The sequence below is a fragment of the Burkholderia sp. AU30198 genome (assembly GCF_020419825.1).
GTDB lineage: Bacteria > Pseudomonadota > Gammaproteobacteria > Burkholderiales > Burkholderiaceae > Burkholderia.
Genome location: NZ_JAIZSA010000027.1, coordinates 57,087 through 73,660 on the forward strand (window position 1 = coordinate 57,087; position 16,574 = coordinate 73,660).

Sequence of the window (16,574 nt, forward strand, 5' to 3'; positions counted from 1 at the left end):
GCCGCCTTTCCATGAAGCGTCCTGCGACCAAGATCGTGTCATCCGAACACCTCGTTTCCGATTCGAGCGCGGAGCTGTCGGAGCTCGAATACGGGCTCATCATGGCAGGCAACGCGTTCAACCGGTGGATGGTGCGCTGCATGTCGGCGGCCGGCGCGAAGGACATGACGGCGGTCGAGGTGTCGCTGCTGCATCACGTCAGCCATCGCGAACGCAAGAAGAAGCTCGCCGACATCTGCTTCGTGCTCAATATCGAGGATACGCACGTCGCGACCTATGCGCTGAAAAAACTGATCGCCCGCGGCTATGTGAAGAGCGAGAAGAACGGCAAGGAAGTGTTCTTCTTCGCGACCGACGCGGGCCGCGACCTGTGCCTGAAGTACCGCGAGGTGCGCGAGCACTGCCTGATCGAGACGCTGAAGGACAGCGGGCTCACCAACGAGCAGATCGGCGACGCGGCGCAGTTGCTGCGCCATGCATCGGGCCTGTACGACACGGCCGCGCGCGCGGCGGCGTCGCTGTAAACGGTTGCGCCAAAGGGCGCGCGCGGCGGTGCGCTGACGGGCGAGCGACGATGGGCGCGGCGCTGGGCGCGGCGCCGCCCGTCGCATCATCCGGCGGCGGGGTACAGCGCGCCGTCGGTCACGATCCAGCGCAGCGAGAGATCGTGCGCTTCGGCCGGCAGTTCATCGACGCGGCACGCTTCATAGGCGATGCCGACCGTCACGGGCAGCGCGCTGCCCGGCCATGCGGCGAGCGTGCGGTCGTAGTAGCCGCCGCCGTAGCCGAGCCGGTAGCGCTGCAGATCGAATCCCACGCAGGGAATCAGCAACAGGTCGGGCACGACGACGATGCCCGACGCCGGTTCCGGAATCCGGTGATGACCTTCGCGCATCGGCGTGTGCGTATCCCATGCATGGAACTCGAGCGGTGTGTGCCGCTCGTCGATCACGGGCAACGCGGCCTGCCTGCCGGCACCGGCCGCGCACCACGCGAGCACCGCGTCGCGCGCATCGAATTCGCCCGGCAACGGCCAGTAGAACCCGACCGTGCGCGGCGCGAGCCGTTCCAGCAGCGTGCGCAGCCGCGCGTCGAGCGCGGCGTTCGCGGCGGGTTGCGACGCGGCGTCGTGCCGCGCGCCGGACAGCGTTTTGCGTAGCGCAACCTTCGGGTTTGGCACAGGGTTGCGTGCTATGCTTTCGCTCACTTCGCGCTCCATTCAAAACGATGTCGAACAGCCTTTTCCGAGTATATCGCGCGGTCGCGCTGACGCTTTCGGCCACCGCGCTCGTCGCGGGCACGGCCGCGTGCGCCGCACCGAACGACGATACGGTCTCCGGGGACGACCAGACCTTCGTGCAGCTTCGTGAAGCCGCACGCCGCAACGACGCCGCGAAAGCCGCGCAGCTCGCGTCGATGATCCCGAACTATCCGGTTCCGTCCTACGTCGAGTATTTCCAGATCAAGCCGCAGCTGTTCGATCCGACGGGCCGCGCGCGCGTGGACGCGCCGGACGCGCCCGTGCAGTCGTTCCTGCAGCGCTACGACGGCCAGGCGATCGCCGACCGGCTGCGCAACGACTATCTGCTCGTGCTCGGCGCGCGCCACGACTGGCGCAACTTCGACGACCAATACAAGCGCTTCGTGCTCGACGACGACACGCAGGTGAAGTGCTATGCGCTCGAATCGCGCGCCTCGCGCGGCGAGAACGTCGCCGATGCGGCGCGCGCGCTGCTCGTCGAGCCGAAGAACTACGGCGACGCGTGCGTCGACCTGATCACCGCGCTGACGGTCAACCAGCAGTTCACGAGCGACGACGTGTGGCAGCAGGCGCGCCTCGCGTACGAACAGAACTACACGACGCTCGGCGGCAAGATCGTCGACGCGCTCGGCCCGCGCCCGGTCGGCTTCGATCAGGCGACGAGCGCGCCGCCGCTGTACCTCGCGCGCGGCATCGGCGCCGACGCGACGTCGCACCAGCTCGCGCTGATCGCGCTCGGCCGCATGGCGCGCAACGATCCGGACGCCGCCGCCGGGATGCTGACGTCGGTCGCCGCGTCGCTGACCAAGCCGGAACAGGCGATCGCGTGGGGCGCGATCGGCTACCAGGGCGCGATCAAGCGCTCGCCGCTCGCGTCGGTCTGGTACGCGAAATCCGCGAATGCGCCGCTGTCGAACCCGGGCTACGAATGGCGTACGCGCGCCGCGCTGCTCGCCGGCAACTGGCCGATGGTGCGCTGGTCGATCGAGCAGATGCCGCCGTCGCTGCGCGACGATCCGGCCTGGATCTACTGGCATGCGCGCGCGCTCAAGCAGAGCGGCGACACGCTGCAGGCGAACCAGGAATTCGAGCAGGTCGCCGGCCAGTTCAACTTCTACGGGCAGCTCGCCGGCGAAGAGCTTGGCCAGCGCACGACGATCCCGCCGCGCACGAAGGTGAGCGACGCCGAGATCGACGCGATGAGCAAGATTCCGGGCTTCGCGCTTGCACAACGCTTCTTTGCGCTGAACCTGCGCCTCGAAGGCAACCGCGAATGGAACTGGCCGCTGCGCGGGATGACCGATCGCCAGCTGCTCGCCGCGGCCGAGTACGGCAAGCGCATCGAGCTGCTCGACCGCACGGTCAACACGGCCGACCGCACGAAGGCCGAGCATGACTTCACGCTGCGTTACCCGTCGCCGTACCGCAACATCGTCGAGCGCTACGCGCAATCGACGGGCCTCGACACCGAATGGGCGTACGGGCTGATCCGCCAGGAGTCGCGCTTCATCACGAGCGCGCGTTCGTCGGTGGGCGCGGGCGGCCTGATGCAGCTAATGCCGGCCACCGCGCAGATGGTCGCGAAGAAGCTCGGCATGGGCACGATCTCGCGCGCGCAGATGCACGACATCGATACCAATATCCAGCTCGGCACCTGGTATCTGGCGGACATCTACAACAACTTCGACAGCTCGCCGGTGCTCGCCACGGCCGGCTACAACGCGGGCCCGGGCCGGCCGCGCCAGTGGCGCCAGGTGTTGACGCAGCCGGTCGAAGGCGCGATCTTCGCAGAAACGATTCCGTTCAACGAGACGCGCGACTACGTGAAGAACGTGCTGTCGAACACCGTCTACTACGCGGCGCTCTTCGAGGGCAAACCGCAGTCGTTGAAGAAACGTCTAGGCATGATCTCGCCCTGATCCGCAATCTTCACACTGCCGCGCGAGACGCGGCAGTGTTTAAGGGCTGTTCACGCTAATAACGGGCCCTTCTGGCGGCCAGCCCCGCGAATGATTTTATCCAAACAGGGGAACGAGCCTTGCCGGCCGCATTGCGGCGTCGCGCGTCGCTTGTTTGGCTCGGCCAAACGGCGCTCCTTACTTCTTGCACTGCAGCCGGCAAGGCTCGTTCGCAAGCCCGTTATTAGCGTGAACAGCCCCTTAGAGGCCTCGAACATGGATCGCCAGACCGTCGCGCTGCTGGGCGGCACCGGCTTCATCGGCAGCCGGCTCGTCAATGCGCTGATCGAATCCGGCAAGCAGGTACGGATCGGCACGCGCCGGCGTGACCACGCGCGCCACCTGCAGATGCTGCCGGTCGAAATCGTCGAGCTCGAAGCGCTCGACACGCGCACGCTCACGCGCTTCGTCGCCGGTGCGCATGCGGCCATCAACCTGGTCGGCGTGCTGCACGGCGGCCGCGGCACGCCGTACGGGCCCGGCTTCGAGCGCGCGCACGTCACGCTGCCGGCCGCGCTCGCGACCGCCTGCACCGAGGTGGGCGTGCAGCGCGTGCTGCACATGAGCGCGCTCGGCGCCGATTCGCATGGCGCGAGCATGTACCAGCGCTCGAAGGGCGACGGCGAGGCCGCGCTGCATGCGATCGCGGCGACCGATTCGCTCGCGCTGACGATCTTCCGCCCGTCGGTCGTGTTCGGCCCAGGCGACGCGTTCCTCAACACGTTCGCGAACCTGCAGCGCACGGTGCCCGTGCTGCCGCTCGCGATGCCGGATGCGCGCTTCCAGCCGGTGTTCGTCGGCGACGTCGTGCGTGCGTTCGTCAACACGCTCGATCTCGTGGCCGCACACGGCAAGACCTACGAACTTGGCGGCCCGACCGTCTACACGCTCGAGCAGCTGGTGCGCTATTGCGGCACGCTGGTCGGCCGGCAGGCACGTATCGTGCGGCTGCCCGACGCGCTCGCGCGGCTGCAGGCGAGCGTGTTCGAATGGCTGCCCGGCGAGCCCGTGCTCACGCGCGACAATCTCGCGACGATGTCGGTGCCGAACGTGCTGTCGGGGCCGCTCGCGCCGGAGCTCGGGATCTCGCCCGCGAGTCTCGAAAGCATTGCGCCCGCGTATCTCGGCCATGCCGCGCAGCGGTCCCGGTTCGACTGGTTCCGCTCGCGCCGCTAGGCCGGCAGCATCCTCCTTTCCACCTTCGCGTTTTCCGGAACACCGTCATGAAACTCGTCATTGGAGACAAGAACTACTCGTCGTGGTCGATGCGCTCGTGGCTGCTGCTCGCGCATTTCGGCATCCCGTTCGACGAGATCGCGATCGAGCTGCGCCACGACGACACGGCCGCACGCATCCGCGAATATTCGCCGTCCGGCAAGGTGCCGTGCCTGGTCGACGACCACGGCGTCGCGATCTGGGATTCGCTCGCGATCGCCGAGACGCTCGCCGAACGCTATCCGCAGTTCCCGATGTGGCCGGCCGATCCGCTCGAACGCGTGCATGCGCGCTGCGTCGCGGCCGAGATGCATTCGGGCTTCGCGGCGCTGCGCACGCAGATGGGCATGAACGTGCGCGCGTCGATGCCGGGGCGCGGTGCGACGCCCGACGCGCTCGCCGATGTCGCGCGCATCGATGCGCTGTGGAGTGAGTGTCTGGAGGCGTCGGGCGGGCCGTTCCTGTTCGGTGAATTCGGGATTGCCGATGCGATGTACGCGCCCGTCGTGATGCGCTTCAACACCTATGCGCCCGGCCTGTCGCCGGAAGCGGCCGGCTACGCGGCCCGCGTGACGGCGCTGCCGGCCGTTCAGCGCTGGATCGACGCCGCGCGCCGCGAAACGAACGTGATCGCCGAATACGAGCCGACGCCATGAACATCTACGCAGTCGGTGGCGCCATCCGCGACGCATTGCTCGGCGTGCCCGTGCAGGACCGCGACTACGTGGTGGTGGGCGCGACCCCCGAGCAGATGGCCGCACAGGGTTTCCGGCCGGTAGGCAAGGATTTCCCGGTATTCCTGCATCCGCGGACGCAGGAGGAGTACGCGCTGGCGCGCACCGAGCGCAAGACGGCGGCCGGCTATCACGGCTTCCAGTTCCACTACGCGCCGGACGTGACGCTCGACGAGGATCTCGCGCGGCGCGACCTGACGATCAACGCGATGGCGCGCGAGGTGAGCCCGGAGGGCGAACTGGTCGGGCCGGTGATCGATCCGTTCGACGGGCAGGCCGACCTGGGCGCGCGCGTGTTCCGGCATGTGAGCGATGCGTTCGTCGAGGATCCGGTGCGGATCCTGCGCATCGCGCGCTTTGCCGCGCGGTTCGCGGATTTCACGGTCGCGGACGAAACGCTCGCGCTGATGCGGCGGATGGTCGACGCGGGCGAGGTCGACGCGCTCGTGCCCGAACGCGTGTGGCAGGAGATCGCGCGCGGGCTGATGGAGGTGAAGCCGTCGCGGATGTTCGCGGTGCTGCGCGACTGCGGCGCGCTCGCGCGCATCCTGCCGGAAGTCGACGCGTTGTGGGGCGTGCCGCAGCGCGCCGACTACCACCCGGAAGTCGACACGGGCGTGCACGTGATGATGGTCGTCGACTATGCGGCGAAGCAGGGTTATTCGCTGCCGGTGCGCTTCGCGGCACTCACGCACGATCTCGGCAAGGCGACGACGCCGGCCGACGTGCTGCCGCGCCACGTCGGCCACGAGGGGCGCAGCGTCGACCTGCTCAAGCCGTTGTGCGAGCGGCTGCGCGTGCCGAATGAATGCCGCGACCTCGCGCTCGTGGTCGCGCGCGAACACGGCAACCTGCATCGCGTGATGGAGATGGGCGCGGCGGCACTGGTGCGGCTGTTCGAGCGCAGCGACGCGCTGCGCAAGCCGGCGCGTTTCGCCGAGATGCTGCAGGCGTGCGAATCGGATGCGCGCGGGCGGCTCGGGCTCGAAGCCCAGCCGTATCCGCAGGCCGAGCGGCTGCGCGTCGCGCTCGCGGCCGCGCGCAGCGTCGATGCCGGCGCGATCGCACGCGGCATCGGCAACGACACGGAGAAGATCAAGGAAGCCGTGCATCGCGCACGGATCGAGGCCGTCGCGCAGGCGCTCGAGATCGGCGAATAGGGGGACGGGAAGGGCGCGCATCGCGCGCCTCCCGCCCGACAGCCGTTACGACTTCTTCTTGCGCGCCGGCTTGGCGGCCGCCGGGCGTTTGCCGGCGGATGCGCGCGGCTTGGTCGCGCCCTTCTTTTCTTTTGCTGCCGCGCTGGCGTCACGATCGCGCTCCGAGCGCTTGGGCGCCGGCCCGCGGCGGCTCACGCGCGGCTCACCCGGCGTCGCACGCACGGCGGGCGCCGGTTTCTTGAGGTCCATCGTCGCGGAGACGAACCCGGCGCCACGGTCGTCGAACAGCGGCAGCGTGCCGACCGCGATCACCTCGGCCGGCCCGTCGCCCACGTTGGCGACCCGGTGCCGCTTGCGCGCGTCGAAGTGCAGCGAGTCGCCGGGCGACAGCGGGTAATCTTTCTTGCCGACCGTGTAGCAGATCCGGCCGGTCAGCACGTACACGAATTCGTCGCCGCCGTGCGCCACCCATTCCGAGCGGTAGCCTTCCATCATCTGCACCTTGAGCGCGTTGATCTGGCTGCCGTCGAACGTGGTGGAGAGGCGTTCGTACCACTGCGACGTGGCGTCGAGCGCGTACGGCTTGCGGCTGCCCTCGTGCGAATCGGGCTGTGGCTGGCGCGGCTGGTCGATCAGCGCGCCGAGCGGCACGTCGAGTGCCTTCGCGACGTTGACGAGCGACGACAGCGAGATGCCCGTGAGGTGGCGCTCGACCTGGGACAGGAACCCGACCGACAGCTTCGCTTCGGTCGCGACTTCCAGCAGCGTCTTCTTCGCTTCCCGGCGCAGGCGGCGAATGCGCTGGCCGATACGCATGATGTCTGAATCCATGAATCTCTTTCGTGGCAACGGGTCGGGAGGCGAGCGGACGGGCGGTGCAGCCGCCGGACAGTGATTTCCGCGCATCGCACGAAGCATGGCCGTCGGGACGGCGATGCCGGCGCATTGTACCGCGCAGCGTCGCCGGGCGAATTCGGGTTGTGCCGCGATGCGCAGGCGTCACGCCGATTTTAGCCCTACGAAAATTTTGGCTTGACCTCAATTTCAGCGTGCTCTAGATTCTGTCGCGCGCATCAAAAAAAGTTAAGTGGGACGAAAATTTTTCAAGGGCCTGCCGCCGGAACGGAGCGGCGGCCCGGTGCCATGCGGGGTCGAGCGCCGACCGTGCAGCGGCGCCGTGCAGTGTCAGGCCTGCCTCGGGCTTGCTCCCCGCCGCGTCACCGCCGGCCGCCGACAATCATGCAAAACGGGCTTCCGATGATCGATCGACTGAAATACAGCTTCTCCGGCCTTCCCCCGTACAACGCGTCCGTCGCTGACACGCAGGCGGGCCTGTCGCGCCTGCTCGACGCCGCGCGGCTCGACGCGGTGCTGGTCACGTCGCAGGACGAATACGTGACCGAGTACCTGCCGCTCGCCAACAACCCGCGCTACGCGGTGTCGGGTTTCGACGGCTCGGCCGGCTGCGGGATCTTCCTGAGCGCGGCGACCGCGCAGGCGCTCGATCTGCCCCCGTTCGTGCTGTTCGTCGACGGCCGCTATCACCTGCAGGCCGAGCAGCAGTGCGATCCGGCGCGCGTGCGCATCGAGAAGCTCGGGATGAACGTGACGATCTGGCAGGCGATGGCCGACTGGCTGGTCGCGCACGGGAGCCGGCTCGCGCGGGTCGGTTACGACGCGCTGCGGGTCAGCGTCGCGCAGCGCGATCGTCTGTTCGAACAGACGCAGGCCGCGTCGCTCGACTGGACGAGCCTCGCCGAGCGCGAGATCGACCGCGCGATTGCGTTGCCGGGCTGGGTCGTCGAGCGGCCGATCTTCGAGGTGCCTGAATCGATGACCGGCCTGAGCGTCGCGCAGAACCTCGACGCGCTGAACCGCCAGCTCGCCGCGTATACCGGCGCGCCGGACGGCAAAACCGCATTCTTCACCTGCGCGTCGGACGACCTCGCGTATCTGCTGAACAGCCGTGGCTATCACATCCCGAATGCGTCGTCGCACCTCGGCTTCCTGTTCGCGGTCGGCGGGCAGGTGGCGCTGTTCCTGCCGGAAGGCTGCGACCGCTGCGAGGTCACGCTCGAGTCGTATCCGGCGCTGCAGGTGATCCGGCGCGATGTCGCGGCGCTCGAGCGCTTTCTTGCTCGGTTCGCGGTCGATCACGTGTGCTACGGCTTCGAATCGGTGAACTGCGCGCTTGTCGACGCGGTGAAGCGGGTATGGCCGCAGGCGCGGCATGCCGACTTCAACCCGGTCGAAGCGATCCGGGCCGGCAAGACGCCGGCCGTGCTCGACCGGTTCCGCGACGCGTTCGCACGCAGTTCCGCGGCGATCGCCGAAACGATGCGCTGGGCAAAGGCCGGCGAGCCGGGCGCACGCCATACCGAATACGACCTGGCGCGCGCGATCAACGACGCGTACGGCGCGCGTTCGGCGGTGGCGCTGACGTTTCCGTCGATCGCGGCGAACGGCGCGAACAGCGCGTTCGCACACTACACGGCGGCGAGCGCCGACGTCGAGCTGACGGAAGGCGAACTCGTGCTGCTCGACAGCGGCGCCTATTACGAAGCCGGCTTCGCGACGGACTGCACGCGCGTGGTGCTGCGCCGGACCCGCCCGGATACGGTCGCGCAGCCGTGGCAGCGGGAGATCTACACGGTCGCGTTGAAGGCCTGCATCAAGGGGCTCGTCACGCGCTTCCCGAGCACGGCAAAGGGCGGCGACGTCGATGCGCTCGTGCGGCAGGTGTGCCGCGACCACGGCCACGATTTCGGCCACGGCACCGGGCATGGTGTCGGGATTCACGTGCACGAGGGCGGCGTGCGGTTCGCGCCGGGGGCGAAGTACGGGCTCGTGCCGAATGCGGTGATTTCGGTCGAGCCGGGCATCTACGTGCAGGGCAAGGGCGGCGTGCGGATCGAGAACATCGTGATCATCCGCCAGGACGACGCGCAGCCGGATACCGTGACGTTCGAGAACATCGTGACGGTCGGCTACGACTGGGACCTGATCGATCTCGACCTGCTGGACGACGGCGAGCGCGCGTACCTGCGCGACTACGAGCGGCTGTGCGTGGAGCGCGGCACGCAGGTCACCGCGTGTCCGCTGTTGTAACGGGGAAGCAGGCAGGGGCGCGGCCGCCGGGCGGTCGCGCGGCGCGAGGTCAGCGCGTGAGTACCGATACGCGCCCGTCGGGGCCGTAGACGCCGGCCGGCGCGGGGGCCGAGCGCAGTACCGCGAGCGCGCGCTCGTTGTAGTCCATCCGGATCCGGATCAGCATCCCGTTGTTCGCATTGGCCTGGCGCGCGCGTTCGGCGGACTGCTGCAGCAACTGCCAGCGGCCGGCGAGGCGGGCATCGCGTTCGGCGGCCTGATCCATCCCTTTCTTGCCGGACGGAAAGCCGAGTGCGGAAAGCTGCGTGTCGCGCGTGCGTTCGAGCTGCGCGAGCCGGTCGATCAGCGCGCTTTTCTTTTCGACGATCCCGGGCAGCATCTCGAACGGCTCGGCCGTCGTCAGCGCCTTTTCCTCGTAGGCGAGCAGCGACGCGAACGCCTCGACCGTCGCGTGTTCGTCGTTGACCGTGGCCAGCAGCTCTTCTCTCATCGCGTCATGCTCGTCGCGCCGGCGCGAGTGGCGCCGGCAAACCGGGGGGACCGGCCTCGCGAGGCCGGCTTCAGCTGCCCGGGCGCTGCTGCTGCAGCAGCTCGCGGGCGGTGTTCAATACGCCGTCGGCGATCTTGTTCGCGTCGATCGTCAGCGTGCCGTTGTTCAGCGCGTCCTTGATCGACTGGACCAGGCCCGTGTCGATATCGGCGTTGCCGGACGCGGATACCGAACGCAACTGGCCGGACAGACCCGACAGGTTCACGGTCGTGTCGCCGCCAGTCGATCCTGCGTCGGCCGCCTGCGCGGACGAAGACGAGGCCGCGCCGGATTGCGCACGGGTCGCGCCGTTGCCGGTCGGCGTCACGGGGCTCGGGTTCGGAGTGGAATCGATCTTCACGATGGGTTTCCTGTTCGGTTTGACCCAGATAACGGCCGGGTCGGCCCGAACTTTAGCATCGCGAGCCCGAAATGCTCCGAATAAACAATTCTTTACATTCTTGCGGCGAGATCCGTCCCTATAGCGGAATTTCCACGGTGCCGGCGTCCTTGACGATCGCCGTGACGATCTGGCCCGCCGCCATCCGCACCCGTACCGACTGGCCCGGCGCCGCGTTCGCCAGCGCGCTGCCCTCGGCCGAAATCGTGAAACCGGGCCCGGCCGCGACGACCCGCACCGTCTGGCCGGCCGACACCGACGCCGCGCTCTTCAGCAGGTCCTGCCGCAGCGGCAGCCCGGCCGAGATGCGCGCGAGCGCGGTCGTGCCGATCGCCTGCGCCGGATCGGTGATCACCGCGAGCGGCAGCACCGTCAGGTCGCCGTCGCGGGCGATCAGGTCGGCCGCGGAGAGCGGCTCGCCGGGCGCGATCTGGCGCGCGGCGACGTAATAGGTGGCCTGCACCGCGACTTTCGCCTGCAGGTAGACGGTCCACGGCCGCTCGCCCGCGCAGCGCACGCCGACCGTCGTGCGGCCCCACAGGCGCGCGCCGGTCGGCAGGAACGGCTCGAGCGTCGTGCACGCGGCAAGCCCGCGCGGAAACGCGGTCGTGACCGTCACGGTGGTCTTGCCGGGCAGGCCGGCGATCTGCTGCTGCAGGAACGCGAGGGCCGCGCGCCGGATCGACTCGGGATCCTGCTGGCCGGGCGGCGTCACGGGCTGGGCCGGGTTGGCTGCATTGGCCGCCGGGGCCGGGATGGCGGAAACCGGTGTCGCGCGCGGCGCCGGCGCGGCCGACGCGGCGCGGGCCGCCGCCATGCGCGCGGCGATGGCCGGCTGCGGGGCCGGCCGGCCGGGATTCGACGCGGGCTCGGCCGTGCCGGCGACGACCGTCGCGATCGCGTTCGGATCGACCGCGCGCGGCGCGCCGTATCCGGCGTTCGCGCGGGTGGCTGCGTAGGCGGGGCGAGGCGCCGGGGCCGGCGCGGGAGCCGGCGGCGGGACGGTCGTCACGACCATCGTGCCGGCCGGTTGCGGCGCGTAGCCGGTGCCGGCCGTGCCGGCGGCAGCGGCGGCGCTGGTGCCGCTCGCGGTGCGACCCGCGTCCGGCGCCGGACCCGAACCCGGCGCCATCGCCGCATTCCCGCCGAACTGCCCGCCGCTCGCCGCATTGGCGTGCGCGAGCGCGGTTTCGGCCGTCTCGCCGCGCCCTGGAATCACGATCATCCCGTCGTCCGCGTGCGCGGCCGGGGCGGCGATCCACAGCGCCGCGGCGAGCGCAAACGCACGCCGGACGTGCGTGAGCCGCCCGTGCCTTCCGCGAAGTGCGCTGCCAGTCATCGCCATATCCCCGATTCGTTGCTCCGCTTCGCATTCTAGGGAGCGGGGCCGTCGCGCAAACGATGAATAGAGGGGGCCTTTGCCGCGTTATTCGCCCGATTGCCGGTTGCGTCCGGCGCCTACCATCGCTGTCATGGAAAAAAGCCTCTCGAGTCGCCATCCGGCGCGAGGGGCGTGCAGCGCTTCATACGGAGAGACGCACACATGCTGGACAAACTCGATGCGGAATTCGCGTTCGGCCGACAGGCGCTGGACGTGCGCGCCTACCGGCAGGAACTGCTGTCGTCGAACATCGCGAACTCCGACACGCCCGGCTACCAGGCCCGCGACGTCGATTTCGCGTCGACGCTCGCGCGCTCGCTGAAGCAGACGGGCGGCGGCGTTGCGCCGAGCAACGCCGCGCAACTGCCGATGGCGCAGCCGGCCGGCGTGACGAGCGGCATGTCGATGGTGTCGACGGCGGCGGGCCACATGGCCGGCACCGCGAAGCTGATCCCGACGGGCGGCCCGTCGGACGACTACGGTCGCGCGCAGTACCGGATGCCGCTGCAGCCGTCGCTCGACGGCAACACGGTCGATCTCGATGTCGAGCGCGTGCAGTTCGCGAACAACGCGCTGCACTACCAGACCGGGATGACCGTGATGACCCAGCAGATCAAGGCGATGATCGCCGCGATCACGACGAACCAGTGACGGCGCGCACCGCCCCCGAATCCGAGCAAAAGGAGCTTCCATGCCCTCGTTGATGAACATCTTCGGCGTCGCCGGCTCGGCGCTGTCCGCGCAGTCGCAGCGCCTGAACGTCACCGCGTCGAACCTCGCGAACGCCGACAGCGCGACCGGCCCCGACGGCAAGCCGTACAAGGCCAAGCAGGTCGTGTTCGCGACCGACCCGATCGGCGGCGCGCGCACCGCGTCCGGCCAGGGCGTGGGCGGCGTGCGCGTGACGAAGGTGATGGACGACCCGTCGCCGATGAAGTCGACCTACGACCCGTCGAACCCGGCCGCCGACGCGAACGGCTACGTGCAGATGCCGAACGTCGATCCGGTGCAGGAGATGGTGAACATGATCTCGGCGTCGCGCTCGTACCAGGCCAACGTCGAGACGCTGAACACCGCGAAGACGCTGATGCTCAAGACGCTGACGATCGGCTCGTAAGCCGCGCGCCGACCGACCTTACAGACTCGAAGACTCGACAGTTCCGACAGAAGGCTACCCAGGATGACTTCCTCCAGCACGACGATCGGCGGCAACGGCACCAACGTGTCGAACCTGCCGACCGACACGATGAACACCAACAACGTGTCGTCGACCAACGGCACGTCGGCGAGCGACCTGCAGGCGACGTTCCTGAAGCTGCTCGTCACGCAGCTGCAGAACCAGGATCCGACCAGCCCGGTCGACAGCTCGCAGATGACGTCGCAGCTCGCGCAGATCAACACGGTGAGCGGCATCGCGCAGCTGAACACGTCGCTCTCGTCGCTGTCGACGCAGCTCACGGCCGGCCAGCAGACGCAGGCCGCGCTGCTGATCGGCACCAACGTGCTCGCGCCGGGCAACGCGGTCGCGGTGAAGAGCGGCGCGGCGTCGCCGTTCGGCGTGTCGCTGTCGAGCTCGGTGTCGAACCTGACGATCACCGTGAAGAACGCGGCGGGCACCGTGGTGAACACGATCAACGCGGGCGCGCAGTCGGCCGGCACCGTACCGTTCAACTGGACGCCGACCGATACGGCGGGCAACGCGCTGCCGGACGGCAAGTACACGGTCAGCGCGTCGTACACCGACGCCAACGGCACGCCGCAGCCGGCCACGACGCTCGCGGCGTCGACGGTGCAGAGCGTGATCAAGCAGGCGGACGGTACGGCGGGGCTCGTGCTGTCGAACGGCACGACGGTGGGGCTGACCCAGGTCGCGTCGATCTTCCCGAACACCACGTCGTCCGCGTCGTCGTCGTCGTCGTCCGGCGGCACCACCTCCAACTGATACTGATCGAGCAATCTCGAAACGGAGACCGAAATGGGTTATCAACAGGGTCTGAGCGGCCTCTCGGGTGCATCGAACGCGCTCGACGTGATCGGCAACAACATCGCGAACGCGAACACGGTCGGCTTCAAGTCGAGCACCGCGCAGTTCTCCGACATGTACGCGAACTCGGTCGCGACGTCGGTCAACTCGCAGATCGGCATCGGCACGGCGCTGAACTCGGTGGAGCAGCAGTTCGGCCAGGGCACGATCAACACGACGAACTCGTCGCTCGACGTCGCAATCAACGGCAACGGCTTCTTCCAGATGTCGAACAACGGCGTGAAGACGTACTCGCGTGACGGCACGTTCCAGCGCGACAAGAACGGCTACATCATCAACGCGCAGGGCATGAACCTGATGGGTTACATGGCCGACAAGAACGGCGTGATCAACACCGCGCAGACCGTGCCGCTGCAGGCGCCGACGACCAACATCGCGCCGACCGCGACGACCAAGATTACCGCCCAGTTCAACCTGAACTCGCAGGACGCGGTGCCGGCCAAGACGCCGTTCGACCCGACCGACAACACGACGTACAACTACTCGACGTCGATCCAGGTGTACGACTCGCTCGGCGGCTCGCAACCGGTCAACATGTACTTCGTGAAGTCGCCGGCGGCGTCCGGCGTCTGGGAAGCGTACGCGGTCGTCCAGGGCGGCGGCACGAACGATCTCGGCACGGTCACGTTCGACTCGTCGGGCGCGATCAAGAGCACGACGACGGGCACGCCGGCCGCGCCGACCACGTCGCTCGGCCAGTTCCAGTTCACGGTGCCGAACACCGACGGCTCGGCGACGCCGCAGAGCCTCACGCTCGACCTGACCGGCACGACGCAGTACGGCGGCAAGGACGGCGTGAACAACCTCGCGCAGGACGGCTACGCGAGCGGCACGCTGACGACCTACACGATCGGCACCGACGGCAAGCTGACCGGCAACTACTCGAACGGCCAGACCGCCGTGCTCGGCCAGATCGCGCTCGCGAACTTCAACAACCCGAACGGGCTGGTGAACCTCGGCGGCAACCAGTATGCGGAATCCGCCGCATCGGGCGTGCCGCAGATCTCGGCGCCGGGCAGCACGAACCACGGCACGCTGCAGGGCAGCGCGCTCGAGAACTCGAACGTCGACCTCACGTCGCAGCTCGTCAATCTGATCACCGCGCAGCGCAACTACCAGGCGAACGCGCAGACGATCAAGACGCAGCAGACCGTCGACCAGACGCTCATCAACCTGTAAGCGCGGATAACGGGCAGCCATGGACCGACTGATCTACACGGCGATGACGGGTGCGTCGCAGTCGCTCGACCAGCAGGCGATCGTCGCGAACAACCTCGCGAACGCGTCGACGACGGGTTTTCGCGCGCAGCTCGCGACGTATCGCGCGGTGCCGATGAATTTCGGCGACGGCAGTACGGTCGACCCGACGACGACGCGCACCTACGTGCTCGCGTCGACGCCCGGCGCCGATTACGCGCCGGGTCCGATCACGCGCACCGGCAACCCGCTCGACGTCGCCGTGCAGGGCGCGGGCTGGCTGGCGGTGCAGGCGGCCGACGGCAGCGAGGCGTACACGCGCGCCGGCAACCTGCACGTCGACGAGAACGGCCAGCTCGTCAACGCGAGCAACCTGCCGGTGGTCGGCAACGGCGGCCCGATCTCGGTGCCGCCGAACGCGGAAGTGACGATCGGCAAGGACGGCACGATTTCCGCGCTGATGCCGGGCGACCCGCCGACGGCGGTCGCGATCGTCGACCAGATGAAGCTGGTCAATCCCGATCCGGCCACGCTCGCGCGCGGCAACGACGGGCTGTTCCGCACCGCCGACGGCAATCCGGCCGACGCCGACCCGAACGTGGTCGTCGCGCCGAATTCGCTCGAAGGCAGCAACGTCAACCCGGTGACCGCGATGGTCGCGATGATCGACAACGCGCGCGCGTTCCAGCTTCAGTCGAAGCTGATCCAGACGGCCGACCAGAACGAGCAGTCGGCGAACCAGCTGCTCAATTTCAGCTGAGCGCCCGCGCCAGCCCACGCAGGAGACCTTACAAGTGAACCGTTCGCTCTACATCGCCGCCACCGGCATGAATGCGCAGCAGGCGCAGATGGACGTGATTTCGAACAACCTCGCGAACACCAGCACGAACGGCTTCAAGGCGTCGCGCGCGGTGTTCGAGGATCTGCTGTACCAGACCATCCGCCAGCCCGGCGCGAACTCGACGCAGCAGACCGAGCTGCCGTCGGGCCTGCAACTCGGCACCGGCGTGCAGCAGGTCGCGACCGAGCGCCTGTACACGCAGGGCGGCCTCACGCAGACCGGCAACTCGAAGGACGTCGCGATCAACGGCGCGGGCTTCTTCCAGGTGCTGATGCCGGACGGCACGAACGCGTACACGCGCGACGGCTCGTTCCAGACCAACGCGCAGGGCCAGCTCGTCACGTCGAGCGGCTACCAGATCCTGCCGGCGATCACGATCCCGCAGAACGCGAACTCGCTGACGATCGGCAAGGACGGCGTCGTGACGATCACGCAGGCGGGCTCGACCAACTCGGTGCAGATCGGCTCGCTGCAGATCGCGACCTTCATCAACCCGGCCGGCCTCGAGGCACGCGGCGAGAACCTGTTCTCCGAGACCACCTCGTCGGGTGCGCCGAACGTGTCGCAGCCGGGCCTGAACGGCGCGGGCACGCTCAACCAGAACTATGTCGAAGCGTCGAACGTGAACGTCGTGCAGGAGCTCGTCAACATGATCCAGACGCAGCGTGCCTACGAGATCAACAGCAAGGCCGTGACGACGTCCGACCAGATGCTGCAGACCGTCACGCAGATGAAGAGCTAACCGG

At 68.5% G+C, this 16,574-nt stretch carries 17 protein-coding genes; 12 read left to right on the forward strand and 5 right to left on the reverse strand.

Going from position 1 to position 16,574, the window contains the following annotated elements; genetic code table 11:
• The first annotated feature begins 11 nt into the window (after positions 1-11).
• Complete coding sequence (locus LGN19_RS36550; RefSeq protein WP_006483173.1) at positions 12-524, forward strand: winged helix DNA-binding protein; 513 nt, start codon at positions 12-14, stop codon at positions 522-524.
• Between the two features lie 86 nt (positions 525-610).
• Here LGN19_RS36550 and LGN19_RS36555 read toward each other — a convergent pair whose 3' ends face one another.
• On the reverse strand, positions 611-1,219 hold the full coding sequence (locus LGN19_RS36555; RefSeq protein ID WP_226219927.1) for a 5-formyltetrahydrofolate cyclo-ligase: 609 nt from the start codon (positions 1,217-1,219) through the stop codon (positions 611-613).
• 8 nt (positions 1,220-1,227) lie between these two features.
• Here LGN19_RS36555 and LGN19_RS36560 point away from each other — a divergent pair, with 8 nt between their 5' ends.
• The 4 genes from LGN19_RS36560 (at position 1,228) to LGN19_RS36575 (ending at position 6,328) form a co-directional block, all read left to right on the forward strand.
• Positions 1,228-3,180: a lytic transglycosylase domain-containing protein gene (locus LGN19_RS36560; RefSeq protein ID WP_226219928.1), complete on the forward strand. Its 1,953-nt coding sequence runs from the start codon at positions 1,228-1,230 to the stop codon at positions 3,178-3,180.
• A 255-nt stretch (positions 3,181-3,435) separates the two neighbouring features.
• Positions 3,436-4,395, forward strand: a complete 960-nt coding sequence (locus LGN19_RS36565; protein WP_226219929.1) for a complex I NDUFA9 subunit family protein — start codon at positions 3,436-3,438, stop codon at positions 4,393-4,395.
• A 47-nt stretch (positions 4,396-4,442) separates the two neighbouring features.
• Positions 4,443-5,090: a glutathione S-transferase family protein gene (locus LGN19_RS36570; protein WP_226219930.1), complete on the forward strand. Its 648-nt coding sequence runs from the start codon at positions 4,443-4,445 to the stop codon at positions 5,088-5,090.
• A complete protein-coding gene (locus LGN19_RS36575; RefSeq protein ID WP_174963049.1) occupies positions 5,087-6,328 on the forward strand; it encodes a multifunctional CCA addition/repair protein in 1,242 nt (413 codons plus the stop codon). The genes LGN19_RS36570 and LGN19_RS36575 overlap by 4 nt, the downstream gene beginning before the upstream one ends.
• 45 nt (positions 6,329-6,373) lie before the next feature.
• Here LGN19_RS36575 and LGN19_RS36580 read toward each other — a convergent pair whose 3' ends face one another.
• Entirely contained in the window at positions 6,374-7,159 is a 786-nt protein-coding gene (locus LGN19_RS36580) for a helix-turn-helix domain-containing protein (protein WP_226219931.1), read from the reverse strand.
• Positions 7,160-7,585: 426 nt separating this feature from the next.
• Here LGN19_RS36580 and LGN19_RS36585 point away from each other — a divergent pair, with 426 nt between their 5' ends.
• Positions 7,586-9,436 (forward strand): M24 family metallopeptidase, encoded by a 1,851-nt coding sequence (locus tag LGN19_RS36585; RefSeq protein ID WP_226219932.1) that lies wholly within the window; start codon positions 7,586-7,588, stop codon positions 9,434-9,436.
• A gap of 49 nt (positions 9,437-9,485) precedes the next feature.
• Here the strand turns inward: LGN19_RS36585 and LGN19_RS36590 are convergent, their stop codons facing one another.
• From LGN19_RS36590 to flgA, 3 genes are all read right to left on the reverse strand, one after another.
• Positions 9,486-9,926, reverse strand: coding sequence for a flagella synthesis protein FlgN (locus LGN19_RS36590; RefSeq protein WP_226219933.1), 441 nt, complete (start codon positions 9,924-9,926; stop codon positions 9,486-9,488).
• Between the two features lie 70 nt (positions 9,927-9,996).
• Positions 9,997-10,326, reverse strand: coding sequence for a flagellar biosynthesis anti-sigma factor FlgM (flgM, locus tag LGN19_RS36595; RefSeq protein ID WP_122946460.1), 330 nt, complete (start codon positions 10,324-10,326; stop codon positions 9,997-9,999).
• Positions 10,327-10,444: 118 nt separating this feature from the next.
• Positions 10,445-11,704 (reverse strand): flagellar basal body P-ring formation chaperone FlgA, encoded by a 1,260-nt coding sequence (gene flgA / locus LGN19_RS36600; protein WP_226219934.1) that lies wholly within the window; start codon positions 11,702-11,704, stop codon positions 10,445-10,447.
• A 204-nt stretch (positions 11,705-11,908) separates the two neighbouring features.
• On the opposite strand from flgA, the gene LGN19_RS36605 reads away from it, so the two are divergent.
• From LGN19_RS36605 to flgG, 6 genes are all read left to right on the forward strand, one after another.
• Positions 11,909-12,397, forward strand: a complete 489-nt coding sequence (locus LGN19_RS36605) for a flagellar basal body rod protein FlgB (RefSeq protein WP_122946459.1) — start codon at positions 11,909-11,911, stop codon at positions 12,395-12,397.
• 40 nt (positions 12,398-12,437) lie between these two features.
• Positions 12,438-12,863 carry a flagellar basal body rod protein FlgC gene (gene flgC, locus LGN19_RS36610; RefSeq protein WP_021164156.1) on the forward strand — a complete coding sequence of 142 codons (426 nt, stop codon included), beginning with the start codon at positions 12,438-12,440 and terminating at the stop codon, positions 12,861-12,863.
• A 63-nt stretch (positions 12,864-12,926) separates the two neighbouring features.
• Positions 12,927-13,688 carry a flagellar hook assembly protein FlgD gene (locus LGN19_RS36615; protein WP_226219935.1) on the forward strand — a complete coding sequence of 254 codons (762 nt, stop codon included), beginning with the start codon at positions 12,927-12,929 and terminating at the stop codon, positions 13,686-13,688.
• Between the two features lie 33 nt (positions 13,689-13,721).
• Complete coding sequence (gene flgE, locus LGN19_RS36620) at positions 13,722-14,969, forward strand: flagellar hook protein FlgE (protein WP_226219936.1); 1,248 nt, start codon at positions 13,722-13,724, stop codon at positions 14,967-14,969.
• A 19-nt stretch (positions 14,970-14,988) separates the two neighbouring features.
• Positions 14,989-15,747 (forward strand): flagellar basal-body rod protein FlgF, encoded by a 759-nt coding sequence (gene flgF, locus LGN19_RS36625; protein WP_122946456.1) that lies wholly within the window; start codon positions 14,989-14,991, stop codon positions 15,745-15,747.
• Positions 15,748-15,781: 34 nt separating this feature from the next.
• Positions 15,782-16,570 (forward strand): flagellar basal-body rod protein FlgG, encoded by a 789-nt coding sequence (gene flgG, locus LGN19_RS36630; protein WP_043184643.1) that lies wholly within the window; start codon positions 15,782-15,784, stop codon positions 16,568-16,570.
• Positions 16,571-16,574: the final 4 nt, after the last annotated feature.